Genomic DNA, 26742 nt, shown 5'->3' with positions numbered 1-26742 from the left:
ATACGTTACTCCTTTATTGAAAAATCAAATTCCGCCTGTTCCAACGAAGGCAGTGCAAAATCCTTATCGGATAATACCGGAGACGCTACCGGCCAATCGATGGACAGTTTCTCGTCATCCCATTTGATCCCTCTGTCCAAAGAAGGATCATAATACTCATCGACTTTGTACAAAACCGTTGTGTTTGGAGAAAGTGTACAAAATCCATGAGCCATCCCTTTCGGCACAAGTAGCTGGCGATTACTCTCTGAATCCAATACGAAACCAAGCCAGTGGCCATATGTGGTTGAATCTCGGCGCAGATCTACTACCACATCATAGATGGAACCGGTGACCACTCTCACAAGCTTGCTCTGAGCCTTCGGATTCAATTGATAATGCAACCCCCTTAAGACACCTTTCTCCTTGGAAAAGGAGTGATTATCCTGTTTGAACTCTTGAGGGAGCCCCAGGCTTTTCAGCCATTGTTTATGAAAGGTTTCCATGAAAAATCCCCGATGATCTGTATGAATTCTTGGCTCAAGAATCCACACCCCCTCTATTTCCGTTTCACGTATCTTCATGTTCCACCTCGAATCGCCTTTTCTTGACCAACTCTTTTAAATACTTACCATAATCGCTTTTCACAAGAGTATCTGCAAGAGTGTTCATTTGTGCTTCAGAGATATACCTCTTCCGGTAAGCAATCTCTTCAATGCACCCCAATTTTATCTGCTGTGTTTCTTCTATTGTCTTGACAAACTGTGATGCCCTGAACAGAGACTGCGGGGTACCAGCATCAATCCAGGCATCGGTCGATCCAAGCAATTGCACGGATAGTTCACCTTCCGAGAGATAGGCTTGATTGATATCCGTAATCTCAAGCTCCCCCCGTTTGGAAGGCTTCAGACTTTTAGCTATGTCCACCACCCGGTGATTGTAGAAATAAAGCCCCGGCACCGCGTAATGAGATGAGGGATTCACTGGTTTCTCTTGAATCGAGAGCACCTTCCCTTTCTTAGAGAAGGTCACCACCCCAAACCGCTCAGGGTCGTTCACATAACAGCCGAATATTGTAGCCCCACTCTCTTGTTTTACAGCTTTCATCATTTTCTTTTCGAAAGTATACCCGTAAAAAAGATTATCCCCGAGAATCAGTGCAACCCGATCTCCTTCTATGAAATCCTCGCCGATTAGAAACGCCTGAGCAATCCCTTCCGGCGCAGACTGAACCCTATATTCGATGCTGATCCCGAGATGGGAGCCGTTCCCCAGCAAATCTTTATAACGCGAGACATCCTCCTTGGTTGAGATGACCAGGACTTCCCTGATTCCCGCAATCATCAAAGTCGACAAGGGATAATAGATCATTGGCTTATCATAAATCGGCAATAAATGCTTAGAAACCGATCTCGTCAAGGGAAATAACCGGGTTCCGCTGCCTCCTGCTAAGATGATGCCTTTCAATTCCATCCCTCCCTGAACAAATACATCTTTCATTTTTAGTCTATGAGTCAAAAAATGAATTGGTACTACTCTGAAGAGGAAGTGCTCCGTCTGATCACAAAAAAAATAGCCGTACCGCAGTACGACTATTTCTTTCATTCCACTTCTAGGATAGTAAAATCGTGATGGCCACACCGGTGGTCAGGTTTGAAGCAGTATAATCGATCCTAACAGACAATAGGTCACATTCATTGACTGCGACACTTGCAGGTGCAAAATCGCAGCAATCCGGATCATTAACGGTTACAGTCGCTGCGGTATCGGAAGGAGTAAGATCACATGTAGTACTTCTCACAACCGTAGCTGTGACAGACCCTATTGCGTTATCGCGCGTGTGTAAAGCGATTCCTGTAATCGTAGCGTTCTGAGGTACCACTACTGTACTTCGGGAATATACACCTGAAGTGGTACTCAACCCGACATAGTTTCCGTTTGAAACGTTCTGCGAAGTGGCAAGGAAAATGGCTGACATTCCACCTGAAGGACCTGACGGCCCCTGTGGACCTTGCTCGCCTTGCGGGCCCCCTTCAGGACCTTGTTCTCCTTGTGTACCTTGAGGACCTTGTTCTCCTTGAGGGCCTTGTTCTCCTTGAGGACCCTGTTCACCTTGTGGGCCTTGCTCGCCTTGTGGGCCTTGTTCACCCTGAGGTCCTTGTTCGCCTTGTGGACCTTGCTCTCCTTGAGGGCCTTGTTCTCCTTGAGGTCCTTGTTCGCCTTGTGGACCCTGCTCTCCTTGAGGGCCTTGTTCTCCTTGTGGACCTTGATCTCCTTGAGGACCTTGATCTCCTTGTGGGCCTTGCTCTCCTTGAGGACCTTGCTCGCCTTGTGGGCCTTGTTCACCCTGAGGTCCTTGTTCGCCTTGTGGACCTTGATCTCCTTGAGGGCCTTGTTCTCCTTGAGGTCCTTGTTCTCCTTGAGGTCCTTGTTCGCCTTGTGGACCTTGTTCTCCTTGTGGACCTTGTTCTCCTTGAGGACCTTGCTCTCCTTGAGGACCTTGATCTCCTTGTGGGCCTTGCTCTCCTTGTGGGCCTTGTTCACCCTGTGGACCTTGTTCACCTTGTGGACCTTGTTCACCTTGTGGACCTTGCTCTCCTTGAGGACCTTGATCTCCTTGTGGGCCTTGTTCACCCTGTGGACCTTGTTCACCTTGTGGACCTTGTTCACCTTGTGGACCTTGTTCACCTTGTGGACCTTGTTCTCCTTGGGGGCCTTGTTCTCCTTGGGTGCCTTGTTCTCCTTGGGTGCCTTGTTCTCCTTGTGGACCCTGTTCTCCTTGAGGACCTTGATCTCCTTGTGGGCCTTGTTCACCCTGTGGACCTTGTTCGCCTTGAGGACCTTGTTCGCCTTGAGGACCTTGCTCGCCTTGAGGCCCTTGCTCGCCTTGTGGCCCTTGCTCGCCTTGAGGACCTTGGTCTCCTTGAGGTCCTTGTTCGCCTTGTGGACCTTGTTCTCCTTGTGGACCTTGCTCTCCTTGAGGACCTTGCTCGCCTTGTGGGCCTTGCTCTCCTTGCTCTCCTTGTGAACCTTGCTCGCCTTGTGGCCCTTGCTCGCCTTGTGGACCTTGGTCTCCTTGAGGACCTTGCTCGCCTTGAGGCCCTTGCTCTCCTTGTGGACCTTGTTCGCCTTGAGGCCCTTGTTCGCCTTGTGGACCCTGTTCACCTTGTGGACCTTGTTCGCCTTGGGGACCTTGTTCTCCTTGGGGACCCTGCTCGCCTTGTGGGCCTTGTTCTCCCTGAGGTCCTTGTTCGCCTTGTGGACCTTGCTCTCCTTGTGGACCTTGCTCTCCTTGTGAACCTTGTTCACCCTGTGGACCTTGTTCACCCTGTGGACCTTGTTCACCTTGTGGACCTTGCTCTCCTTGAGGACCTTGCTCTCCTTGAGGACCTTGCTCGCCTTGTGGGCCTTGTTCACCCTGAGGTCCTTGTTCGCCTTGTGGACCTTGCTCTCCTTGAGGGCCTTGTTCTCCTTGAGGTCCTTGTTCTCCTTGAGGTCCTTGTTCGCCTTGTGGACCTTGTTCACCTTGAGGACCTTGCTCGCCTTGAGGACCTTGCTCGCCTTGAGGACCTTGCTCGCCTTGAGGACCTTGTTCACCTTGAGGACCCTGTTCACCTTGAGGACCTTGTTCTCCTTGGGGACCTTGGTCTCCTTGTGGGCCTTGCTCTCCTTGAGGACCTTGTTCGCCTTGAGGACCTTGTTCGCCTTGAGGACCTTGCTCGCCTTGAGGACCTTGTTCGCCTTGAGGACCCTGTTCACCTTGTGGACCTTGTTCTCCTTGAGGACCTTGTTCTCCTTGAGGACCCTGTTCACCTTGGGGACCTTGCTCGCCTTGTGGACCCTGCTCGCCTTGAGGACCTTGTTCCCCTTGAGGACCTTGTTCTCCCTGTGGACCTTGTTCTCCTTGAGGACCCTGTTCACCTTGGGGACCTTGCTCGCCTTGGGGACCCTGTTCTCCTTGGGGACCTTGTTCGCCTTGTGGCCCTTGCTCGCCCTGTGGCCCTTGCTCGCCTTGTGGGCCTTGCTCGCCTTGTGGGCCTTGTTCTCCTTGAGGACCCTGTTCACCTTGTGGACCTTGTTCTCCTTGAGGACCCTGTACACCTTGTGGGCCTTGCGGACCTTGAGAACCCTGTTCTCCCCCAGCTGGCCCTTGAGGACCCTGTTCTCCGTTTATCCCCTGAGGTCCTTGTGGTCCCTGAGGACCTGGAGGACATTTATATGGATAGAAAGAGCAGCTTTCAGGCGGTTCATATAAATCTTTAAAATAGTCATCTAGTGAATAATTCTGTCTTCCTAACTTCAATTTCTTCTGATTGTTCTTCTTGTTCAATTTCCTCTCCTCCGGGAAAAAAATCTTAAACAGATGCTGGTCTCGAAAAAAAACACTAATAAAATGTACGATCTAGAGCGATTGAATAGTTTATTAACCTGTATTCGGCATCTAATTCTTTCAATCTACAACTGACAGTCATAGGTTGAAAACAAACTGCACTATTTAACAATATCTATATATGTATATATTTTTTGGAGGAGGTTGGACACAACGTATATCATGGGTTTGCAAAAAAAGGGGTACAGTGGGACAACGAAAAAGGGTACAAATCCCTTTGAAAATGGATTAGTACCCTACTTTTTTCTATGAAATAAACTGAAGAAAGCACCCACTATTTCATGGACTTTCATCAACACTTATTAGTCAAATCCCTTTATCCTACATGGCCCTCGATCAATCCGTTTTCCTTCTCTTATATGGTACCTTTGCCCATTCCCATAACAGGATGAATAAGAACATTACTAAACAGATTGCCATATTTTCAATCCATCTGATATCCCCGTTTTTAACCCATTGATAGAGTGTCTTTACAACGAAATAGATAAGGGGGAATCGAATACTTTCTTTAAACATTTTAAAGGACTCCTTTTTTTCAATAGTTCTCTATAATCTGGCATTGACTTCCATTTTACTACTCTTTAAAATGAGTGAAACCCCATTTTATAAAGGAGAATTCAAATGCACATTCACAAAAGACCAGAACAGCCTGAAGACTATCTTCAAATAGAGGAAGTGGTAAAAAGCGCTTTTTCACAAGAAAAACTCAGCGACCAAACAGAGCACCTTCTCATACACCGTATAAGGAAGTCAGACGCCTACATACCTGATTTGTCCCTCGTCGCCACCGATCAAAATAACCAGCCAATCGGCCATCTCCTCCTATCCAAAGTGACCATTGTCCATCAGGGTCAAGAGGTAGATTCACTTGCCCTCGCCCCTGTTTCGGTTGCACCGGAGCATCAGAAAAAAGGAATCGGGAGCCAACTGATCACTGAAGCCTTGACTCGAGCGAAGGAGATGGGGTATCAATCCGTGATTGTCTTGGGGCATGAACACTACTATCCTAAGTTCGGTTTCAAACCGGCTAGCTCATGGAATATCCGTGCTCCATTCGACGTGCCCGATCATGTATTCATGGCAACGGAATTGACGGAGAACGCTCTTCATGATGTACAAGGAGTCGTTCACTATTCTGAGGCATTCTCTTCATAAAGGCTGTTCCGGAGCTACAACCTTCCTTCTCTCATCCATTTAAAAATGGTATAACTGCCGTGGACGGAGACCGCCAATAACAGAATCACAGCCACCAACCAGATGCCCAGTCGGTTGATTTCTTGCAAACCTTCAAAGTAGAAGGTGATAAAAAGAGCAACCCCTACAAACATGAGGTAACAAAATACATTCGGAATGAGCCAAATCAGCCTTCGTTTTGTGAGTTTCAATATGTTCACTCCTTTGCAGATTTCTTTCTGCTCAAAACAAGCCAAATGATGAAAAGTAAAAACACACTCAAAATGAATTTCCCTTTCCAATTCCACACCAGCACCTGCTGAATCGAATACGCTTCAATGACAAGTGCCGGTATTTTTCCTATTGTGCTGGCAACGGAATAATTGATCATCCCTGCTTTACTGATGGCAGCCGCTAAGGTCACGATCCCAGATGGAATGAAAGGAAAGATCCTGAGGAAGAGGATGAGGCAGAAGGCTTCTACTCCCCTCGAGTTTTGTAAGCGCGCCAGTAACTTACTGTTTATTTCCTTCTTTTTAAGGAAAGTCTTAATTCCTTTACGATATAAAATAAAGCTGACGATCGCACCCACCGCTTCTCCCGCAATGGAAACGGCCAGACCTTTTTCAAATCCGAAAAACGTGATGTTGACAGCGGTAATCGCGACGCTAGGCAGGACACCGAGGACACTGATGATGATATTGAGTAAAATACTAAGTGCGATGGCATAAACGCCTAAAGAGTTGAACCATTCTAAGAGGTGTGTTTCCAAGTTGTTTCGCCCCTGACATATTTCATAGTAGTCGCCATTTTATTTTTGTTTTCCCAAAAGGAAACCAGGACCATACATCATTCCTTGCTTCCATTCGTCATGATCCACCCTGTATACTTTCGGCATAATTCAATTGTTTCTTCCAAAAATGTTTTAAAGGTATCCGGCAACCACTAAACTCCTTAAGTAATGAAGGAAACATTCATTTTCCACTGTACACTCACCGGGATCGATTCCTACAAAAACATTCAACTCATGAAAGAGTTTTTCACTCATGCCTTGAAGGGTAAAGCCAGTAATGTATGTATGATCCATGCTTTCTAAGATAACATTAATTCTTTGGCCATATTGTATATCCGTCCACATTTTTTCTACGGTGGTTTGTTTCTCATCTTGATCGGACGAATTCATCAATTCAAAGAAGTCGATTTTTTCAATAGCTGTAAATACCCTTTGTAAGACATTCTCATCTGTGATGACATAATATTTAATTGCATGAATGCGAGATTCTTGATCTATATCTGCATCAGACACACTCTCTTCCACTGCAAGGTATTTCTCTTTTAATATCCCATCCACTTGGTTCAGTGAAAATTGGTGAGGGATGTTTTTCTTTTTATAGTTTTCAACCATTTGTTCTACAAATGGAGTTATAAATGACTTCATACACCTTCTCCTCCGGGTATAAAACTACGGTGGAAGGATTGTGAAGTACCTCCACCTGTTCTTTCAATTCGGATAACCTTCAGTCTCACCTTACAAGATACCTTTCTTACACCTACTACATAACCCGTTCCTCATCCCCATCCATAATTTTAAAATGAACCTCCATCGAGCCTCCCCCAGTTATATGATTGGGAATACCTGATAAGTCTAGTAGTTCCTTCAGTCTGACCGATTTTTTACGATTGGGTTCGATCGTGATTTTATAAGGACCGCCCTCATTCATGAGTGATGTCAATCGAAAATCCTCTTCTGGAAAAAATGTATCCAGGAATTCAACCTCGAAGGTCACCGGGTCTCCGCTATGATTGGTGATCAGGAGGTTGCATTCTCCATTCACTAAATCGTTACTTTCCTCTTCGAAGTCGCACGTTCCCTTTCCATCATAGGAAATGGCGGCAATTCCATTTGCTAATGTTTCCTGGTACAACGTAACTAGCCCCAAGGGTAGCAATGAATAAGCAAATAACACGATGATCACTGTCCGTACATGATATTTTGAAATCCCCTTCACCAGTAAAACGATGGCGAAGATAAATAAGAATGAGCCGATGATGGCGAGCACATTGTATCCATCTTGATCGCTGATGGGAAAAGACATGAACGTCATGCGATTAAAAATCATTTGATGATTGGGATACGGGAAATATAGAGACATGCATATAATCAATATCACGGCTGAGGCAATGAGCGCTTTTTTATTTTGGACCATTTTTCCATCTTCCTTTTCTATTAACTTATGTTAAATCGTAGTTGGCGGGAGAAGCGAATTTCCGATTTAATTAGAGAGTACTTAATCATTTATATTTTTCTTTATGTCAAAGATACTGATCGTTCCACAAGTCAATACGCCTAATCCTAAAACAATTGTGAGAATCCAATTCTCTCCCCAACTTGTAATCGTAGTGAATAAACAACTGATTGCAATAACCAAACTGCCATATTTCGCACTCCATTTGGCAGGTTTGGAAGATTCATTATTAGCCAAGAACATCCACTTCCTTTTCACAAAGAATATAGCCCCGCTTCTTCCCATTAGAATTAGGAAAACCATTTCCTCAGAACCTTTAACACTACCAATTATTTCAAAAAAACACATTTTAGACAATGCTTACATTAATCATGCCGGATTCATATTTTTCGTGCCGAAATCCTGCTTTTCGTGCGGGATTTCCCATTATCATGCCAGCTTGTCGAATATGATTGTTTCCTCCTTCCTCGATCCGCCCTTTTATTAAAATATTAATATCTCAACAGGTTTGCTTAAGATATCCCGATCTTTACCGGTGATTTTTCTATTACAAACCTATATGTGAAGAAACAGAATTCAGAAGATTTATAGTATGATAGGCATAGATTAATGGTATTCTCTAACAAAAGGAGTTGTAGACATTGGCTGAAATGGATGTTGGAACGAAAGTCATTGAAGGCGGTGGCCAAGGTGGCGTCACCTGGAAGGAAGCCTCAAGAAGTACTTCAGGCAGTTATACGATCGTCTTATATAAAAGCGCAAATGGCGGGAGTCAGTGGAAAAAGGTCACCTATGATCAAAGTGGAAAGATCGTGAAAGTGGTCTACGGACCCTAACCGTAAAAGGATGATGGTGCAGGAAACCATCATCCTTTTTCATTAACGGAAGGACTCCGCCATCTGTATCATGTCGTCTTTCGTTAGTGTGATACCGGACCGTGCCGGCATGTATTGCATATCATACATGACCTCGCCCTCTATCCATGTCAGCATACTCACCTTTAAGGGATCCTCTGATTCAGTATAGCTTCCTTTAGAAGAACCAACGTTCACCGGCTCCTGTGATAAGGTCAAATCAGTCCCAGGTTCAAGGAGTTGAAAGGACATCGTGACCGTCTGTTTTTCTGGCCCCATGAGGGTGACGGTTTGTATGTTTCCATATGGACCTTCTGACGTTTTCGTGCTGACATTTTTCACTTCGAAAGGAACCTTGGTGATGAACTTAAACTCTTTCCCGAGAAACTCCGGGCGATCGCTTGCTTCATATAACGGTGCGCTCGCATTGTTCCCGAAGATGCCCAGCTGTGTTCCACCAAAGTAGACAAAGATGGATAGACAAGCAGCGAAAAAGAGCATAGACATGATAGGGGCAAAAATCGGTTTTTTAGGTCCAGAAAACGATTTGGCTTGTTTAGAATGGATTTCATGTAAGATATTCTCTCTCATCTTATCGGTAAACCCCCGGCCTTTGAAGGTTTCTTCTTTCATCAGTCTATGTAAAGATTTCAGTTCATCCATTCTTATACACCTCGCTTCGTTTAATCGTGGAACCGAGCAGGGACTTGCCTCTTGCCAGTCGGGTCTTCACCGTATTCGTGTTGATGTCAAGGCTCGCACCGATCTCAGATAACTTCATCTCTTCGAAATAATATAAGAAGATAACCTCCCGATATTTAACGGGCAGGGACAAGACGCTTTGGATCAGCTCAGAATTTTGCTCATTTTTGATCACGGTCTGCTCCGGTGCCCCCATTTTTCCCTTCACCATATCGTTGATCTTATTAGAGATACTGATCATCCTTGTGTCCCACCGTCTTAAATGGTCCTTACAGTGGTTGATGGCGACGGAGATGATCCATGTCTTCAGGGAAGAATCCTCCCTGAAGGTATCCATCTTTTGATAAAACTTGATGAAGATCTCCTGTGTCAGATCCTCGGCGAGGCTATGTTCCTTTACATAGGAAAAGACAACATAATAGACATCATTTCCATAGTTCGTCATGGCTTCTTCAAGTAGTTGGTCTTTCTCGAATTTTGTCCGCTTTTCCATTTTCGAAAGTTCACCTGCTTTATATTAGACGTAGCTCAAATGAATAAAGTTTGATTTTTACAATTTTATCCAAAACAAAAACCTGTCGAGAATCCTCGGGCAGGCTTTCATCAGGCAGTGCCGCTATCATTATCACAAAAAATTCCAGTTTAGACAATCCTTTCTTTTATTTGCTGAAAAGATGAAAGACTGCCCGCAATCAAGAACTGTGCGGAGTAGTAGGTTGTCATGATCAGAACATCCGAAATCGGAATGTTTGATACGAACATATTCCATGACAGGATGGTGTCTGATAAAACAAACAAAAGACTGCCTGCAATGGCCCACTTGTTTCCGGTCATGATCGCCGATAGAGCCATCAGGGAAATGACGAGCATGTAGGCAATGACCGGGATGACGAGTGGATCGTTCCCACCCGCCAGTAGAGATGAAATCAATTGCCAGCCTATGATGAAAGAGTACAGGGCGATCGGAACTGCCGCTCTAATACTCCACTTCTTCATACGGGATTGCTTCATAAAGCCTGTTACGTAGAAAACATGCCCGACTAGAAAAGCTCCAAGTCCGGCAATAAATGAAACGGCAATGAACGCATCCCCCAGCATGCAAAAGCACAGACCAATGAGAATAAGACGCATGGACAGAGGCGGTTTGGCCGGTAGTTGCCGGAATGCGTAGACAATGATGAGAATCATCGGGATTAGCTTAAAGATGATTTTTACAGCAACGGGCTCTTGAGGAATGATGAATATATAGATGGCTGACATTATCGCGATGAGAATGGGTAATAACCCTTTTTTCATGAATCGTCACATCCTGTGGAGAGATTTTTTCTTCTTTTAATATATATACTCGTTTGGTGTGAGGAATTCCTTCTGGGGGCATGGGGAACCGCGGGGACAGGTCTCTTGGCTTTATGGAAAAGGCTTTTCTCCAATGAATCATGCTGGGATTTTGAATAATCATGCGGGATTTCAGGTAATCGTGCGTGTTTCATACTATTCGTGCCGGCATGTCGGATTTTCTTTTTTCGCAACAACCAAAAGGACGATGCCATCAAGCATCGCCCTATCAACCTTCATTACATCACCGGCCTTGACTGCTTCTCCTTTTTCTTCTCCCTCATGAAAAGAAAAACAAAATATCCACCCACAAACAAAGGAATAGCAATTCCGGTCAAGATGAGTTTTGTTTTTTCAGAAAAGGAACTATGCTGAATAACCATTTCTGGTACATTAAGAAGGATTGCCAGAATGAACAGAATCCAGGTTTTCGACCAAATGGACACCCCTAGGATGACAGAGATCGCAAGAATCAGAGCAAAGATTCTCCAACTTCCTCCAAATGCTAATGTTGGAACCTCCATGACTTGGCTAAGTAATAGCAATCCAATAAAAATCAGAGTGGGGACTCCACCAAGAATATAATAGAACGTCCACTCTCTTCTCTTTGAAATCTGGTGACTGGATACGTATTTTAAGAGTGCTGCCGTGCAGAATAAAAATCCAATCATGACCAGGGGATAACCGATCAATACAAATAGTGAATATTCCAGGTCACCTTTTAAAGCATCACCAAGCAGGATAAAGGACAGAGCACCGAGCAATACCATTACGATATATTTAAAGATACTTTTATGATCAATAGGCATCTCGTCAGAAATTTGTCCCATATATTGATTGGGTGTCAAACCGGTCACATCTTCGACACTCTTGCCCCTCTTTTCTGCCTGAACTAAGTGGTCTTCTAATTCTCCAACAATCTCGTCGACTTCTTTTTCATTTTTGCCGCTTGAGATCAGGTAGATTCTCAGATTCCCGAGAAAGTCTTCACTTTTTTTAGATAACTGCATCCTTATTCCTCCCCCAATAGTTGATTTACGCTCATCGAGACTTCTTTCCACCTATGTTTGAAATCCTCCAACTCCTCTTCCCCTTTTTGAGTGATGTAATAATATTTCCGTTTCGGTCCCCCGGAAGGCATTTCTTTCTGCTGAGTGGTCACAAGACCCTCTTTTTTCATGCGAAGCAGTAAAGGGTATATGCTTCCTTCTTTCACCATCTTGAATCCGTTGGCCGCGAGCTTCTCCATCATTTCATACCCATACACTTCGCCTTTTGAAATGATGGAAAGCAGGCATCCTTCCAGAATCCCTTTTAATAATTGACTGGACGACACAATCGTTCCCCCTTCGCAGTAGGCTATTCCACTATATTGCAATACAATATAGTTACCCAAAAAAATATCTATACGCAAACTAGGTTGCAATACAATATAGATACACTTTAGCAGATACTGGAATTTTACGCAAGAACGAAATCAAATAAGGTCCGTCCCTCACTGAGGGACGGACCTTTTCCTATTCGGTGTTCCTTTTTTTCCTGATAGAATACACATAGATTGCGGGAATCACCCCGCATATCAGCGTAACCCCTCCGACGATAATGCCATCTGTCATATTCTCCCCTTCTGGTATAGTGGTAATAACACCTAACAAAACAGATAGAATCGTAACGACCATGATGGCAATCAACAAGCTCTTTTTAGGAGGGTGTCTTTCTTCTTCATGATTAACACTGATGTTCATGGACAAATAAGCTGAAACAATGGTTGTCATAATAAAAAGAAACCAAAGAGGATTATCTGTCATCCCGCTAAGCCCTGATGTGATAAAGTCATAAGCAAGAATACCGATGATTCCTACGTTCTGAAACAAGAATAGCACTCTTATATTTTTTAAGTTTTGTAGTATGAGTCGTTCGTCTGTGATTTTCTTCAAACTACTTATCCCCCTTTTCAATCCAAAACACGTCATCCAGCGTCTTCCCAACGGCATAACATATTTCCAGACACAACAAGTTCAATGAAGGAATGTAAGTTCCCTTCTCAATCAAACTGATCGTTTGCCAGCTGCAGCTGAGTTGAATTTTTTTCAACATGGGAAACCTTCACTTTGTTTTCCATATTCATCCAACAATTCTAAAGATAATGGTACCATATATATGTCATTATGCAATATATATATTTCAATTCTCTTAGACCAAGGTCATTTGTCCCACTCTCAACTGTTAAAATATGTTAAACTAAACTCTACCAATCCTGAAAAGAGGTGCGACATATTTGAACACAGTCCAGATTAAAAAAATCCCCTCAAACGTGACCTTATCGGTTGCGGATGACCCTTTCTTTCTTCCGGAATCTCTTCAACAATCCATCGATTCGTATTGGGCAGCTCTTCATTCAGAAGGAAAAGAATTCCTCAGGGGTGAAGTCTATTCCATAAAAAGGATGAGCGAAACAGAAAATGAGCTGCAGGTTACTCTACATAAAACGGACTATGCCCATTTTTTATATTCAAAGAATCGTAACATACCAGACTCCTATAAATGCCGTGTCATTGTGGCGAACGGTGTACTCGTGACGAAGGATAATGTTTTTATGCTGGGGGAGATGAATGATTGGACCTCTACCCCGGGACGCATCCAATTTGTTGCTGGAGGAATCGATGAGCAGGATATCCACAGTAGTCGAATAGATATTTCCGCGACGCTTAAGCGTGAAGTAGGGGAAGAAGTCGGCATTGACTTGGATGACCCTGATGTAGTTTCAAACATAGAACCCCGCTATATCGTGAATTGGGGGAACATTGCCCTCGTCTATATCATCCGGTTACAGATTGCTTCAGTGGAATTCATGAGTCGGTATGAGAATTTCGAACAGTCTTTAAAAGAGAAGGGTATGAATCCGGAGTTTGCGTCGATTGTCCAGTTGCCTGCAGACCGGGAATCGGTTGCTGAGTTTCTGAGGAGAGACCGGAGACCAAGGTCGGACTTTCTGAAAGCGGTTTTGGAGAAAGAAACGGGTCTATCATGAGGAGAGCCAAGGATTCCTTGGCTCTTTACCTTCATCGACAATCGTCCGTCCCAGCTTTTTCAAACCAACCGAACGCGACTTCCGATTGGATGATTTCATCAGCTGGGGATACTAGATTCAGCAGAAAGGATCCGCCAGGTGGAAAGATGAATTTCCCATCCTCATCACTGGCTAACGTACTTTGAGGCGGGACGATCCGCCTGAAGGCGTTGACCCCTTTCCGCGGTGTCCCTTGGATATCGTCAGCATAGGCGATTTTGACTTCGGGCTTTGGAAGCGGGGAAAGGGCCGTATTGGCGGGTGTCACATTCTTTGAGATCCTCGGCTTTCCGGGAGGAATAGGATTGAACCAGATCTCCGCTTCAAACGGTTGATCAGAATGATTGGTGATGGTAAAGGCATTGACGAATAAATGCACATTCGAGTGTTCCGGATTCAGCAAACCACCCCACGCATTTTTTCCTCTTCCGAAGCACAAATGCTCTGTTTGGCCGACAAAATATCTTCCCTCCATAGATTGATACAATGTATTGGGAATACTGACGGTCTTACTCAGTCGATCGTTCATGAACCATTGCATGTGACAAATCACTCCTTTCTAGAGTTTATGAGGGAAGAAAGGAAGTTGCGAATAGATAAAAAAGACTCCACAGAGTCTTTTTTTCACATGAGTTTGATAATCCCTTCAAGATTTGCTACAAATCACGTCGATTCCTTCAGGGTACAAACTTCATAAGCAATAAATCCAACTAACAAGCCGATTCCCGCACCTACGCTAACTGTAAAAAGGAGAGATGTAGAAAATAGAATGCTAATGATCACACCGAAAGCACTGCCAAAAATCATCCCTACCGGTATTAAACTATCTAACAAATCCTGTGCAGCTTTCGAGGTTGTTTGAGCTGAAGTATCCTGGCTATGCTTGCGATGAAGTCTTTGAATCACCCATACTGCAACGGCTCCAATAAGGACCAAAGGCACAATCGCCATAGTGAGCATATCAATCCCCCTCTCCCATTTCATTCAGCTCAAAGCGTTACATCCGCTGCTTCAACCTTGATCAATACCTCATCTCCCAACGTGCATTCCAGCAGTTTCATCTTTCCTTTTGAAGAAAAATCCGACGGCATCAGTCCATTTAACGGCATAGTAAAAGAAGCAATTCCTAATTGCTGATACGTTTCGCCGATCAACTTACTGCATGTGTAGTCCTTCTTCTTTGAAGGAATGGAGAAGATTCTTCCTTCGACTACCTCTTCAATCATGTTCCACTCCGATGGGTTCGGAATTCCATGGACTTCTTTCATGTAGCTGATCAATTTTTGTTCATCAAGGGGTCTACCGAGAGTCAGGCTTCTCAGGGCATATGCTGGTGGATGGTATGGTACGACATCCTGCCCGTAGGTTTTCAGTCGGTCGAGCAGTTTCACAATCTTCGGGCCGGTCAGGTGGTCATGCATGACCTCGTCTTCTAAATTCGTTAAGGCAGTGGATTCCCAGAAGAAGACCTCTCCTTTAGGATCTGGCCGGAAAACCATTCCGACGTGTGACCACATACTGTGCTCCAATGTTTCAACCATTTTACTGATTTGATATTGTCCGCTGAATAGGACAAGGTCCCCTGTCTTTAGGGCAGGATAAAGTTCATCAAAGGTTTGAGAATTCATTCTTTTTTCTCCTTTTTTAAATTTTCTCATAAAGAGTATGTGCTATAATCATACAGTATTAACTAAATTTAGGAGCCTATTTTATGAAAAAATTCGCCATCCTGCTTTTCATAACCTTTGCGTTCACAGTGTTATTCGGACCAAATACACTTGCTCTAACAGCAGATAAAGTCGTCATTCCGGATTCCCTTCAAGAATTGGATCTCTCCGATCAACTAGATGTCTATTTCGATCAGAATCATCTGAACGCCAAACAAATTTTGAGCAAAACCGATGAATTTATTCCCTTATCAACATCGAATCCTTCGGGGGATATTTCGGATACCGTTTACTGGCTGCGAGTAAATCTAGAAAATGATTCCGAACGGCAGCGAAATCTTCTCCTTGAAATAAAGAAACCTCACCTTAGCTCGGTTACGTTGTACACCCTAAAGAACGAAAGGCTTCAGAAAGAAGAGACGATCGGCTATCGTTATCCCTTTGACCAGAGAGACTATAAACATCGTAATCTTGTATTCTCACTGGATCTTCAGCCGAACGCGTCCACAGCCTATTTTATGAAAATCGAGACGGATAGTTTCTTTCAGGCTCCCGTGTCCCTGTGGGATCCGATTGCGTTTTCTGAAGCCAATTATATGAATCAATCGATTCACGGGATTTTCTACGGGATCATGCTGGCCATGATTCTGTATAATACATTCTTGTTCCTTTCCCTTAAAGAAAAAAGTTATCTTTATTACATATTGTTCGTTTCGGGATTTACGATGATGCAGGCTGTCTGGGATGGGTTTGCCTTTCAGTTTATCTGGGGGGACTTTCCGTGGTGGGCGCTGAGATCCAATTCTTTTTTCATCATTTGGACGTCTCTGTTTGCCCTTCTTTTCGCCAAGCATTTTTTGCAGCTGAGAGAGCATGCGCCGCGCCTTCATCGGGTGGTCACCATCTTCAATCAGGTTTGCGCTATAAGTTTAGTTCTTCCTTTCTTCGTCAACATCGGGACCATGACCATGATCAGCACGGGCATGGCGACGATTTTTGTCCTATTCCTGATTGCCATTGCCTGGACGGTCAGATTGAAGACAAGGGAAGCAAGGTTCTATCTCACCGCCTGGTCCCTTCTTTTTATAGGCGTGCTTCTGAACATACTGGCAGCGTATCAGCTCGTTCCGTTGACGGACTTGACGCTTTTTGCCCCTAAGTTCGGGGCCGTCGTTGAAGTATTGGTCCTTTCCCTCGGTCTCGCGGACAGAATCAAGAGGATGAGGAAAGAGAAAGAGTATGAGACGAAGAAGTATTATGTCCATACACTGCTTCAAAACGCCGTAAAACAGATGGCAGATATGGACGATCTGGCCTCCCTCTCAAAGCAGGGACTACACTGCTTGATGGATGTCACCCATTTTGAAAAGGGCTTTTATTTATCAAAGGATGAGGAGAGGTGGAATGTGCTATCGAAAGTGGATGTGCCTGAAGAAATGGAAGACTTCCTCCTGGAGCAATACGATTCGTGGAAAAATGGGAAGAACGGGATCCTTGATGGCTCTACGTTCACCGTCCCTATCTCTTCTAGCACGCATTCTGGACAATTTGTCATCTGGAGCACCCAGGAAGAAGTTGACTTATCGATCATGGAAAGTTTCCTTCCGGCGTTCATTGATCAGTTCACTACTCTCGTCGTTCAAAAAGAGGACGTGGAGATGCTTCGGAAATCGGCCATGCATGATCACTTAACCAAGCTGTTAAACCGGAAGTACTTTTTGAAGAAAGCCAATGAGATCTATGAAGAATCTGATTCCGCTTCCTTATTACTCATTGACATCGATCACTTCAAGAGGATCAATGATACGTATGGGCACCTCATCGGCGATCGGGCCATTGTGTTTGCCGCAGACCTCATCAAAAGAGTCTTTAAAAAGTTCGGGGTGGTTGGACGATTCGGCGGAGAAGAATTTATCGTGTTCCTGGATAAAACCGGAGAAAGCCAGGCACTCGACTGGGCAAATCACTTACTCGAAGCATTTCGAGAAGAAGGGTTGCTCCTTGAGGATGGCAGATCCATCTACCTAACCGTCAGTATCGGATTCTGCAGCAGTCAGGCTTTCAGTTATCTCACCGTTGATGAAATGATTCAACTGGCAGATGAACAACTTTATCATGCGAAACGAAACGGCCGGGACCAAGTAGCGGCCGGTTCTTGAGAAGTGCCCTGTGGACAACACTTTGTCCACAGGGCACCATTTCATTTATTCCGCTTTTTCTTCAAACAACCGGACAATCTCAATGATCACCTTTGTCGCTTTTTCCATATTATCAACGGAAGCAAACTCGTAACGGCTATGGTAGTTTTCGCCGCCAGTGAAGATATTTGGTGTCGGCAGCCCCATAAAGGATAGGGTGGATCCATCCGTGCCTCCGCGAATCGGTTTAATATCCGGTGTGATGTCGAGGTTTTCCATTGCCTGCTTGGCTAACTCAACGATTTCGAACACGGGCTCTATTTTCTCCCGCATATTGTAATATTGATCGTTGATGTCGAGCTGAATGCACCCCTGTCCGTAGATGGACTGCAGGTCTTTGACGATCTCCTCTAACTTCATTTTTCTTTCATTGAAGTTTTCCCCATCGAAATCACGGATCAAATAATGCATGGTTGTCTGTTCAACGTCTCCTTGAATCGAAGTAAGATGAAAGAATCCGTCGTACCCATCTGTCGATTCAGGCGCCTCTCCGACCGGGAGTCGGCTGTTCAGTTCCATGGCGATCTTGGCGGCGTTCACCATTTTGTCTTTCGCTGTCCCGGGGTGAACGTTTCGGCCGAAGATCTTGATGTTCGCTTCTGCGGCATTAAAGCTTTCATATTCCAATTCACCCAGTGGTCCACCGTCCACCGTGTAGGCGAACTCGGCATTGAACCGCTCTACATTGAACTTATGGGCACCCTTCCCTGTTTCTTCATCCGGCGTGAAGCCCACTCGAATCGGCCCGTGCTTCACTTCAGGATGTTCGTTTAAATAAGCCATCGCTGTCATGATTTCTGCGATTCCGGCTTTATTATCCGCTCCGAGCAGGGTCGTTCCATCGGTTGTCATGAGGGTATGTCCCTTATATCCGGTCAGCTGAGGAAAATCCTTCACAGACAGCACAATCCCCTGCCCCTTATGTAACACGATGTCGTTCCCATCGTAATTCTCTACGAGCTGGGGCTTCACATTTTCCCCCGTGAAGTCTTCTGATGTATCCACATGGGCAAGAAATCCAATGGCTGGGACCTGTTTTTCAGTATTGGCCGGTGAAGTCGCCATCACATAGCCGTACTCATCAATCAAAACATCCGTCATTCCGATTTCCTTTAGTTCCTCCACCAGCATATTGGCAAGTACAAGCTGACCAGGCGTTGAAGGCGTTTCCTCCACGCCGTCTTTTGACTCTGTATACACTTTCACATATCTTGTTAATCGATCGATTAGTTCCTGTTTCATCGTGATTCCCCCTTTCTTTTTATATTATCAGATTCGTGCCACGGGGACAGGTTCCTTGGCTCTTTTTTGTTCACGAAGGGCGAGAAGGAATCATGCCGGTTTGGAGGACAATCATGTGGGATATGAAAGAATCGTGCGAGTTTCAGAATAATCATACCGGAATACCCGTTATCATGCGACTTTTGACCATAATCGTGCCGACTTTTCGAATAAAAATAAACTCGTCTCACCGTAAGTAGTTCGGTTGTGGAATAGAAACCGAAGTTCACAAGGTTAATGGAATTCACACAGAAAAACGCAGAGGTTTTAGCATCCTCTGCGTTTTTATCATATAATGTATTTAAATAAATCTTTCTAAATATTTGCCAAAAATTTTGTTCATTACTTTGGGTGTGTTTTCTAAATAAACATTGATTTGTTCATTGTTTGATTCGAATTTATCAGAGTTTCTTTCATCTGTTGGAAAATCAGATATTCCTTTAATAATTATACATTCAACATCATTCTTCTTACAGATATAAGCGATGGCACCCGCTTCTGTATCGGCTATGGTTATGTCGTTTTCTTTCAGTTCTAAATAGTCCTTCCACATCACGACTGCTTTATCAGCGGTGCCAATTGTTCCGGTATGAAAATCATTCCCATATTTTGATAGATCAATATCAACTATGAAAGATTGTTTAATAAGAGGCTCAACTTCTTTAACTGTGCAATCATATTGAACGGCTTTTTCGGGTACCAAAATATCCAAATTACTGAACGTATCATTGATTCCTGCACAGGTTCCAGCAACGATTACTTTCGTTAAATGAAATGTAGAAATCATATACTGAGTCCCACCAACACCATTTACTTTTCTTACACCTGTACTATAAAAAACAAGTTCGGTATCATTCAATGTTCTCATGAAATACTCGCCATAAGGATAACCGAAACGTTCATGATCTTTTACGTCGAAATAGTCCAATGCCGCTTCATATTCCCACTTCGTTGCTATGCTTATTCCTATCATCGATTTATCATCCTACACTCTTGAATTTTTTCACGAACCTGCCTCGTTCACCGACGGGTTCTTATGTCACACGAAAAAAATAATTCTCCATTTCCTTTTCAGAAAGGATCATCCTTCTGGAGAAGTCCTGTGTTCTCACAACATACTCCTTAATGCCGATATATTCAGATTCCACGACCAAATAGAATCGGGTCCCTTTTTTCACGCCTCTGAAATCACGTTTGAGCTGATACTTCTTCATCTTGATGAAAGCCAGTGACCCCGAGCGATCACTGGCTCTCCTCCACTTGATACGGCTCCGGCTGGATCGTCTTGATTTTCTTGATAAAATAATAATGTTTATACAAAGCGAGTCCAATGAGAATGATCCGGACAGCGAGAATGTCTACGTAAAGGACGGAAAGCAGGATAAAGAAATCCGCTGTGATGTTGATTCTGATTTTTTCTTTTAAGGTCATTCCCTTTTTCTCAAGGAATGCGACGACGTATTTTTTATAAATGGTGGTGTTTTGGAACCATGCTTCCATACGTTTCGAGCTCTTCGCAAAGCAGTAGGCCGACAACAGGTAAAACGGTCCACCCGGCAGAACGGGTAGTACCGTGCCGGCAATCCCGAACACTAACGCTATGAACCCAAGCACCATAAACAGGATGCTCTTCATCTTTTTCCATGTCATGATTCATCTCTCCTACCCTCGCCGTTTTTCTACCTTTCATTGTACTATAAATATAGCATGAAGGTCCTTCTGCTTGTTTAGGAGATTAATGTTAATGATGAATCCTGCCTTAATCCCCGCCGTCATCTCCCCCATCATCATCTCCGTGATCACCTGAATCCCCGTGTCCGTCATCAAAATAATCATTGATGGAATCGACGATGCTTTTCTTCTGTCCCGTGTCTTCATCCAGCGTCGAATGATGAAGAAAGCTCTCTAAAGAAATAACTTTAACCGCCTGTTGTTTGTATTTATTCATGAGATAGATACAAATCAATCCGATGGTAATGATAAACATGATAAGAGCCAGTATGACTTCTTTACTCATATGGGAACATCCCCTTTCTTTCTCTAAGGATATGAAAGAATGGGAGACGGCATGACATCCTTCACTCTTTGTCTAATGACAAAGGTATAAACGTGTGAAAGACGCCAATAAACTTTAGCTCTTTTCCTCTAAATTCCGTCTTAAATGTTTTAAAAAGAAGATAGTCGTTTACTTCTGTATGGTTTTCAACCATTTGCTCACCGAATAATGAGATCCCCATTGTCATCAACGGCGACTCTCCCTCCATGCGGTCGCTTACGTTCTCCAACAGCCAGTCCGTATATTGGTCTTGAGACGGTTTGGTCACAAACATGACGGCTGATAGGATGACGAAACCGCATATTAAGATGATCCATTTTTTCACTTCATCCACCCCCCAATTAAAGCTTTCTCCATCTGCCTAGTAAGCGATAAAGCACCGGAATAAATACCAATGTCAGCAGTGTACTGGTCGTTAATCCGCCGATCACCGTGATGGCCAAGCCTTTTGAAATGACCCCGGAAGAGGAGTGGGATAAAGCTAGCGGCATCAGCGCCAGGATCGTGGCGAGTGCGGTCATTAAAATCGGGCGGAAGCGGGCGTTACAGGCTTCTATTAAGGACGCTTCCAGTTTCATTCCTTCTCTTCTGTTGCTTTCCACACGGTCAAGCATGACGACAGCATTCGTCACCACGATGCCAATCAGCATCAGCATCCCGATCATGCTGCTCATGGATAAGGTTTCACCCGTCAGCATGAGCGCTCCGAGGGAACCGATCGGGACAAAGATGATGGAGGATAGGATGACCAGTGGTGTGATGATTCCACCGTATGTGATCGTTAAGGTTAAGAACACAAGTCCTACGGCGATCATCATCGCCTGCCCCAAGTCCCGGAAGCCGTCCGTCATCATGTCTTGACCGCCACCGACCTTCCATTCAATATCGCTCGGTAAGGATAGGGCTTCTAAGTCTTTCTTGACATCTTCTGTTACTTTTCCGACATCTTCCCCTTCGCTTTCTGCAGACAAAGTGTAGGCAGACTTGGTGTCCTTATGTTCGATCGTTGCCGGTATTTCCTGTTCTTTGATGACAGCAATGTCCGACAATCGTTGAATGCCACTAGGAGTGATAATTTCTACATTTTCCAACTCCTGCTTCGTTGACACCAAGGAATCATAAGACACCCATACTTCCTCTTCCAATTCAAGACTTCCGACAGGACGTGCGTTCATCTGTTCCTGGACCTGCTGATAAACTGCCTGTTGGGTCATGCCCTGCTTCTTGGCTTCCTCTTTCAGCTCCAGAATGATCTTTTTTTGCTGTTGAGCTGCGGTATTCGAGATATTGGTCAATTGATCGTTTTGCTCCATGAGATTCTCTACTTTATCCGCTGCTTCTGTTAAGTGAGCTGGATTCTCGCCATAAAGGGTGATATCGATGGTTTTACCCGATGGAGGTCCTTCCTGGCGTATTTCCTTCAATCTGATGGTGCTTTCAAGATCATGCTCTTTTACTAGATCCGAAACGGTCTCTTCGAGTTGGTCTTTCTGTTCTTCCACCGTTTCTCCCTCTGACAGTTGAACGGAGAAGGTAGCTGTTGAATCACTGCCACTCTTCATCTGTAACGGAGAGCTGTTGTTCGCCATGCCGACGGCTCCCTGAACGTACTCAACCTCTTCGTTTTTCATGAGCGCTGCTTCGATGTCCTTCGCGATTTTATCCGTTTCAGACAATGACGTCGTCACGGGAAGCTCGACCTCGAGTTCAAGAGCATTGGCCGAACCGCTCGGCAGGAATGACTTATTGATCCCAGGTACCATCGCTAAGGCACCGGCAAGCATGAAGATGGAAACCGTAATGACGACCCATTTATGGGAAAGGGACTTACGTAAAATTCGGTCGTACCCTTTTGCCAACCACCCTGTTTTCTCCTCCTGCTTTCCTTTCTTTAAAAACGTGAAGCTCAATACAGGGATGACCATGAATGCCACGAGCAGTGACAGAATGATCGATGTGACCACTGCAATTGAGAACGGTCTGAAGAACTCTCCTACAATTCCACCCACAAAGGCAAGGGGCAGAAACACGACGACAGTCGCAATGGTTGAAGAGGTGACAGCACCGATCACTTCTCTTGTCGCATTCAGAATGATCTCCCGTTTCGTATACGATTCTTCCTTGTGTAGCCATTTAAAAATGTTTTCAATGACGACGATGCTGTCATCCACGATTCGCCCGATCGCCACGGCCATTCCGCCAAGGGTCATGATGTTGAGGGAGTACCCCAGATAATCAAGTACCGCGATCGTCCCCAATATGGATAGAGGGAGCGATAAAATGGCGATCAGGGTGGCTCGGGTATTCCGTAAGAACAACAGAATGATCACAACGGTGAAAAACGCACCGAATCCACCTTCCTTAAGAAGGGAATCCACTGATTTCTCGACTTCTTTTCCCTGGTCGATGATGGTATAGGAATCATAGTCGAACGTCTTGTTAAAATGATTCCATTCTGTTTTTAATGCTTCTACCACTTCGGCTGTGTTGGCGTCCTGGGATTTCAACACTTCCACTATAATGGCGGGATCCCCATTATAGCGGGTAATGGCATTCGCTTCGTTCACCTTTTTTACTTCTGCGATGTCAGATAGGGCAATCGACTGGGCGGGTTGTGCCCCTTTAGAGGCAACAGGAATGGGGGTTTCTTTTAATTGTTCGATGGAACCCACATGCCCTTCGAGACTGACTGGAATCTCATCGCCTCCATTCTCCAGGCTCCCAACTGGAAGAACCACATTTTCCTTTTCCAAGGCAGCCGCAACGTCTGATGCAGTCAACCCAACCTGACGGCTTTTTTCTTTATCGACTTCCACAAACAGCTTGGTGTCCGTTGTTCCTGAAAGATTGACCTCACTGACGCCTGGTACATTCGTTAATGAGGGAAGTAATTCTTCGTTCACATCGTTCTGTAACTCCTCCAGATTCTCACCAGACAACGCCATTTTATAGATTGGCTTTGCACTGGCAGAGATCCGCTTATACGATAGGTCGACCTCATCCGGCAGATTCATCTTCCCAATCGAAGACTGGATGCTGCTTTCGATTTCATCCATATTCTCTCCGAACTCATAGGTCACCTGAATCATAAAGCTATTTTCTCTCGTGGTGCTGGTTAAGGAATCATACGGTTTGATCCCTTCAATTGCTTCTTCTACCGGTGTCGTCACCGCTTTCTCAATTTCTTCCGATGAGTGATTGTGATAGACTCCCTGTATCATGAGGGTCGGTGAATCAACATCCGGATAGGTTTCTACTTTAATGGATTGGGTTGAAACCAATCCTGCTGCTACCACCAATAGGGCCAATACAATAATGGCCACGTTTTTCTTTAGGCAATAATCCACTATTTTCTTCATCATGATCTCTCCTTTTCGATAGGAATCATCGTATAGGAGAATTGTGACCCCAATATGACCAATGGATTAAATCTGTTTCCATAGAAAAAAGCATGGACGTTAATCCATGCTTTTCGGAAGAGTGAATGTGAAGGTGGTGCCTTGGTTCGCTTTACTGGTAACGTCCACGCTGCCATGATGAACGTCGATGATTTTTTTCACAATCGATAATCCGAGTCCACTCCCCTGTTTCGAGCTTTCCCTTGCCCGGTCCACCATGAAGAAGCGATCAAAGATGTGAGGAACATCTTCCTCAGATATCCCTACACCTGTATCAGAGAAAACGACGACGATCCGTTCTCCTTCTTCTTTCAAAGAAACCGTTATTTCTCCACCATGATCCGTGAATTTGATACTGTTTGTCAGGAGGTTATGCCATACTTGCTCAAGTTGATCTTTGTCCGCTGACAGTTCTGCCGGATGTACATCTTCGAGATCGATGACGATCCCTTTGTCGAGCCACTGTGGTTGATGGCTGAGGAACACCTGTCGGATCTGCTGGTCGAGGCGGTACCATTCTTTGTTCGTTGGATTTTCTTTACTCTCGAGGACAGATAACTGCAGCAGGTTTGCACTTAGTTTACCCAGCCGTTCACTCTCCTTTTCAATGATGGTCAAGTATTGATCCTGCTGTTCTTTAGGAAAGGAATGTTCCTTTAAGGCTCTGGCAAATCCCTTAATGGACATCAACGGGGACTGAAGATCGTGAGAGACATTTGAAATGAACTCTCTCCGCATCTTCTCTACGCTATGTAATTCCTTATTCATCCTGTTAAAGCTCTCCGCAAGCTCACCGATTTCGTCTTTTCTCTTCACAGAAACCTGTTCATGAAAGTTCCCTTTCGCCACCTTCGACGTGAAGGCCGTCAATTTCTTGATGGGACTCACGAAATAAAGGGCTACGAATAGATAAAGGAGACTTCCAATCATCAACACGTTGAATAACACCGTCTTCAAGATTCTCCTCACAAAATCAAGCTTTCCGGCGAGACCAGGCTTTAAGAAGAGGGCATACTTCTTCCCGTTCAATTCAAAGGGTAGCCCCACTGATGCATAATGAAATAACTTTCTATCCTTATTGGTGATACGGTGAACCCCTCCCGCAAGCACCTCTTCTACCTCATCCGGTGTGGCATAGTTGTCGGGCTTTGCTTCTCCGTAAAACTTCGACTTTCCATCTTCTGAATAGAGTGCAATGTTATAGCGTATGGTTGATACTTTCTCTATGTAATTCTCGACGCTTTCCGGTTCCATCACTTTCGATAATTCAATGATCCCTTTACCCGCCACCATCAATTCTTCCTCGATTTCGGCAACGACCCGTTCTTCGTACATATTATAGGTGATAAAAAAAGACGCTGTAACGCTGATGAACACTACTCCGATAAACGTCAATACCATTTTGGAATACAGCGTATTAATCATCTTGTTCCATTCCTAACCGATAACCGAGCCCCCGGATGGTCGTAATCGACACGTTCGAGCTCTTCGCCTCAAGTTTTTTTCTGATCTTTTTAATATGAGAGTCGACGGTCCGTTCATTTCCTTCAAAATCGATTCCCCAAATTTCTTCAATCAGCTGCTCCCTGGAGAAAACGAGACCCGGGTTGGAAGCAAGCTTGTATAGAATCTGAAACTCTTTTAAAGGAAAGTCGATACGCTCATCTCCCAAAGCGACTTCAAGGCTTTTGCTGTCAATCGTCAGATTCCCGATCGACACCCGCTTCTCTGTGTGCACCTTATTGCGGCGAAGAAGGGCTTTCACCCGCATGATAAACTCTTTCGCCTCGAAGGGCTTCACAATATAATCATCCGTCCCGAGCTCGAATCCCTTCACTTTATCCTCGCTTTCACCCTTCGCCGTCACCATGATGATGGGCAGGTCATAGTCCTCCCGGATCTCCCTGCAAAGATCCCAGCCATCCTTCTTCGGCATCATAATATCAACGACCACTAAGTGAATCTCTTTCTGCTTCACAAGTTCCATTGCTTCTTCGCCGTCATTGGCTTGTAATACATTGTATCCTTCCATGGTTAAATAAAGATTGATCAGTTCTCTGATATGGGGATCGTCATCGACGATCAGGATGGTGATGAGTGACATGGTATCTACCTCTTTTGATTGGGGATTTCTATTTATTCTTTAACATTGTTTATCTGAATTTCCATTTACTGATATGTATTATAGCAATATTATTGATTGGGTTAAACTTGGTGTCAATTCAATACGATTTGAAAATGCTCTGTCATTGAGTGTGTGCTTGAGGGTGAGGGGAACTGCTTCGCTTTCCACGGACGTTCGGCCGAGCCTCCTCAGCAAAATTCGCTTCCGGGGTCTCGGCACGCCCGTTTTCCGTAGGAGTCTACGCAGTTCCCCTCACCCTCTTAATACA

Annotated in this window: 31 protein-coding genes and 1 pseudogene; 4 read left to right on the top strand and 28 right to left on the bottom strand. The window is 44.6% G+C overall.

Features of this window, described 5'->3' with window-relative positions; translation table 11 throughout:
• Positions 1-5: 5 nt before the first annotated feature.
• The 5 genes from rfbC to ACIGG7_RS03405 all read right to left on the bottom strand — a co-directional run bounded on the left by rfbC (position 6) and on the right by ACIGG7_RS03405 (position 4885).
• Positions 6-563, bottom strand: coding sequence for a dTDP-4-dehydrorhamnose 3,5-epimerase (gene rfbC, locus ACIGG7_RS03425; RefSeq protein WP_397548819.1), 558 nt, complete (start codon positions 561-563; stop codon positions 6-8).
• Positions 550-1446 (bottom strand): glucose-1-phosphate thymidylyltransferase RfbA, encoded by an 897-nt coding sequence (gene rfbA / locus ACIGG7_RS03420; RefSeq protein WP_397548818.1) that lies wholly within the window; start codon positions 1444-1446, stop codon positions 550-552. The genes rfbC and rfbA overlap by 14 nt, the downstream gene beginning before the upstream one ends.
• Positions 1447-1591: 145 nt before the next feature.
• On the bottom strand, positions 1592-1957 hold the full coding sequence (locus ACIGG7_RS03415) for a hypothetical protein (RefSeq protein ID WP_397549100.1): 366 nt from the start codon (positions 1955-1957) through the stop codon (positions 1592-1594).
• Entirely contained in the window at positions 1897-4080 is a 2184-nt protein-coding gene (locus tag ACIGG7_RS03410; protein ID WP_483880678.1) for a hypothetical protein, read from the bottom strand. Before ACIGG7_RS03410 ends, ACIGG7_RS03415 begins: the two co-directional genes overlap by 61 nt.
• Before the next feature lie 625 nt (positions 4081-4705).
• Positions 4706-4885 (bottom strand): hypothetical protein, encoded by a 180-nt coding sequence (locus tag ACIGG7_RS03405; RefSeq protein ID WP_397548817.1) that lies wholly within the window; start codon positions 4883-4885, stop codon positions 4706-4708.
• Between the two features lie 105 nt (positions 4886-4990).
• On the opposite strand from ACIGG7_RS03405, the gene ACIGG7_RS03400 reads away from it, so the two are divergent.
• On the top strand, positions 4991-5524 hold the full coding sequence (locus ACIGG7_RS03400; RefSeq protein ID WP_397548816.1) for a GNAT family N-acetyltransferase: 534 nt from the start codon (positions 4991-4993) through the stop codon (positions 5522-5524).
• A gap of 14 nt (positions 5525-5538) precedes the next feature.
• On the opposite strand, the gene ACIGG7_RS03395 is transcribed toward ACIGG7_RS03400, so the two are convergent.
• From ACIGG7_RS03395 to ACIGG7_RS03375, 5 genes are all read right to left on the bottom strand, one after another.
• Positions 5539-5754: a hypothetical protein gene (locus tag ACIGG7_RS03395; RefSeq protein ID WP_397548815.1), complete on the bottom strand. Its 216-nt coding sequence runs from the start codon at positions 5752-5754 to the stop codon at positions 5539-5541.
• A gap of 5 nt (positions 5755-5759) precedes the next feature.
• Positions 5760-6314 (bottom strand): TVP38/TMEM64 family protein, encoded by a 555-nt coding sequence (locus ACIGG7_RS03390; protein WP_397548814.1) that lies wholly within the window; start codon positions 6312-6314, stop codon positions 5760-5762.
• A gap of 153 nt (positions 6315-6467) precedes the next feature.
• Positions 6468-6980 carry a hypothetical protein gene (locus ACIGG7_RS03385; protein WP_397548813.1) on the bottom strand — a complete coding sequence of 171 codons (513 nt, stop codon included), beginning with the start codon at positions 6978-6980 and terminating at the stop codon, positions 6468-6470.
• Between the two features lie 115 nt (positions 6981-7095).
• Positions 7096-7749: a hypothetical protein gene (locus tag ACIGG7_RS03380; RefSeq protein ID WP_397548812.1), complete on the bottom strand. Its 654-nt coding sequence runs from the start codon at positions 7747-7749 to the stop codon at positions 7096-7098.
• Positions 7750-7830: 81 nt separating this feature from the next.
• Positions 7831-8031, bottom strand: coding sequence for a hypothetical protein (locus tag ACIGG7_RS03375; RefSeq protein WP_397549088.1), 201 nt, complete (start codon positions 8029-8031; stop codon positions 7831-7833).
• A gap of 398 nt (positions 8032-8429) precedes the next feature.
• Here ACIGG7_RS03375 and ACIGG7_RS03370 point away from each other — a divergent pair, with 398 nt between their 5' ends.
• Positions 8430-8624, top strand: a complete 195-nt coding sequence (locus ACIGG7_RS03370; protein WP_397548811.1) for a hypothetical protein — start codon at positions 8430-8432, stop codon at positions 8622-8624.
• A 42-nt stretch (positions 8625-8666) separates the two neighbouring features.
• On the opposite strand, the gene ACIGG7_RS03365 is transcribed toward ACIGG7_RS03370, so the two are convergent.
• From ACIGG7_RS03365 to ACIGG7_RS03335, 7 genes and pseudogenes are all read right to left on the bottom strand, one after another.
• The gene (locus tag ACIGG7_RS03365; RefSeq protein WP_397548810.1) at positions 8667-9305 is read right to left on the bottom strand and encodes a hypothetical protein; all 639 of its coding nucleotides are present in this window, start codon (positions 9303-9305) and stop codon (positions 8667-8669) included.
• Positions 9298-9837, bottom strand: coding sequence for a sigma-70 family RNA polymerase sigma factor (locus tag ACIGG7_RS03360; RefSeq protein ID WP_397548809.1), 540 nt, complete (start codon positions 9835-9837; stop codon positions 9298-9300). Before ACIGG7_RS03360 ends, ACIGG7_RS03365 begins: the two co-directional genes overlap by 8 nt.
• A 149-nt stretch (positions 9838-9986) precedes the next feature.
• Positions 9987-10640: a lysoplasmalogenase gene (locus ACIGG7_RS03355; protein WP_397548808.1), complete on the bottom strand. Its 654-nt coding sequence runs from the start codon at positions 10638-10640 to the stop codon at positions 9987-9989.
• Positions 10641-10918: 278 nt separating this feature from the next.
• Complete coding sequence (locus ACIGG7_RS03350) at positions 10919-11689, bottom strand: DUF1129 family protein (protein ID WP_397548807.1); 771 nt, start codon at positions 11687-11689, stop codon at positions 10919-10921.
• A gap of 2 nt (positions 11690-11691) precedes the next feature.
• Positions 11692-12015: a PadR family transcriptional regulator gene (locus ACIGG7_RS03345; protein WP_397548806.1), complete on the bottom strand. Its 324-nt coding sequence runs from the start codon at positions 12013-12015 to the stop codon at positions 11692-11694.
• A gap of 181 nt (positions 12016-12196) precedes the next feature.
• Entirely contained in the window at positions 12197-12616 is a 420-nt protein-coding gene (locus tag ACIGG7_RS03340) for a hypothetical protein (protein ID WP_397548805.1), read from the bottom strand.
• Between the two features lies 1 nt (position 12617).
• Positions 12618-12801, bottom strand: a pseudogene (locus tag ACIGG7_RS03335) (helix-turn-helix transcriptional regulator).
• Between the two features lie 156 nt (positions 12802-12957).
• On the opposite strand from ACIGG7_RS03335, the gene ACIGG7_RS03330 reads away from it, so the two are divergent.
• Positions 12958-13710, top strand: a complete 753-nt coding sequence (locus tag ACIGG7_RS03330) for an NUDIX hydrolase (RefSeq protein WP_397548804.1) — start codon at positions 12958-12960, stop codon at positions 13708-13710.
• A 31-nt stretch (positions 13711-13741) separates the two neighbouring features.
• On the opposite strand, the gene ACIGG7_RS03325 is transcribed toward ACIGG7_RS03330, so the two are convergent.
• From ACIGG7_RS03325 to ACIGG7_RS03315, 3 genes are all read right to left on the bottom strand, one after another.
• Positions 13742-14290, bottom strand: coding sequence for a DUF6143 family protein (locus ACIGG7_RS03325; RefSeq protein ID WP_224942597.1), 549 nt, complete (start codon positions 14288-14290; stop codon positions 13742-13744).
• A gap of 122 nt (positions 14291-14412) precedes the next feature.
• Positions 14413-14709 carry a hypothetical protein gene (locus ACIGG7_RS03320; protein ID WP_397548803.1) on the bottom strand — a complete coding sequence of 99 codons (297 nt, stop codon included), beginning with the start codon at positions 14707-14709 and terminating at the stop codon, positions 14413-14415.
• Between the two features lie 29 nt (positions 14710-14738).
• Positions 14739-15377 (bottom strand): C40 family peptidase, encoded by a 639-nt coding sequence (locus ACIGG7_RS03315; protein WP_397548802.1) that lies wholly within the window; start codon positions 15375-15377, stop codon positions 14739-14741.
• Between the two features lie 83 nt (positions 15378-15460).
• Between ACIGG7_RS03315 and ACIGG7_RS03310 the strand changes: the two genes are divergently transcribed.
• Positions 15461-17575 (top strand): diguanylate cyclase, encoded by a 2115-nt coding sequence (locus ACIGG7_RS03310; protein WP_397548801.1) that lies wholly within the window; start codon positions 15461-15463, stop codon positions 17573-17575.
• Between the two features lie 45 nt (positions 17576-17620).
• Here the strand turns inward: ACIGG7_RS03310 and pepT are convergent, their stop codons facing one another.
• From pepT to ACIGG7_RS03270, 8 genes are all read right to left on the bottom strand, one after another.
• A complete protein-coding gene (pepT, locus tag ACIGG7_RS03305) occupies positions 17621-18856 on the bottom strand; it encodes a peptidase T (RefSeq protein WP_397548800.1) in 1236 nt (411 codons plus the stop codon).
• Positions 18857-19196: 340 nt separating this feature from the next.
• The gene (locus ACIGG7_RS03300; protein ID WP_397548799.1) at positions 19197-19868 is read right to left on the bottom strand and encodes a 5'-methylthioadenosine/S-adenosylhomocysteine nucleosidase family protein; all 672 of its coding nucleotides are present in this window, start codon (positions 19866-19868) and stop codon (positions 19197-19199) included.
• 269 nt (positions 19869-20137) lie between these two features.
• Positions 20138-20545, bottom strand: a complete 408-nt coding sequence (locus ACIGG7_RS03295; RefSeq protein WP_224942589.1) for a YbaN family protein — start codon at positions 20543-20545, stop codon at positions 20138-20140.
• A gap of 109 nt (positions 20546-20654) precedes the next feature.
• Positions 20655-20912, bottom strand: coding sequence for a hypothetical protein (locus tag ACIGG7_RS03290; RefSeq protein ID WP_397548798.1), 258 nt, complete (start codon positions 20910-20912; stop codon positions 20655-20657).
• Between the two features lie 61 nt (positions 20913-20973).
• Complete coding sequence (locus ACIGG7_RS03285; protein ID WP_397548797.1) at positions 20974-21276, bottom strand: hypothetical protein; 303 nt, start codon at positions 21274-21276, stop codon at positions 20974-20976.
• 16 nt (positions 21277-21292) lie between these two features.
• The gene (locus tag ACIGG7_RS03280; protein WP_397548796.1) at positions 21293-24313 is read right to left on the bottom strand and encodes an efflux RND transporter permease subunit; all 3021 of its coding nucleotides are present in this window, start codon (positions 24311-24313) and stop codon (positions 21293-21295) included.
• Positions 24314-24409: 96 nt separating this feature from the next.
• Positions 24410-25774, bottom strand: a complete 1365-nt coding sequence (locus ACIGG7_RS03275) for a HAMP domain-containing sensor histidine kinase (protein ID WP_224942580.1) — start codon at positions 25772-25774, stop codon at positions 24410-24412.
• Positions 25767-26453, bottom strand: coding sequence for a response regulator transcription factor (locus ACIGG7_RS03270; RefSeq protein ID WP_224942578.1), 687 nt, complete (start codon positions 26451-26453; stop codon positions 25767-25769). The genes ACIGG7_RS03275 and ACIGG7_RS03270 overlap by 8 nt, the downstream gene beginning before the upstream one ends.
• Positions 26454-26742: the final 289 nt, after the last annotated feature.

Origin of the sequence: Rossellomorea sp. NPDC077527 (assembly GCF_044542955.1) — a bacterium.
In the GTDB taxonomy this organism is placed as follows: Bacteria; Bacillota; Bacilli; order Bacillales; family Bacillaceae_B; genus Rossellomorea; species Rossellomorea aquimaris_E.
This window is presented reverse-complemented; position numbering and strand designations above follow the sequence as displayed.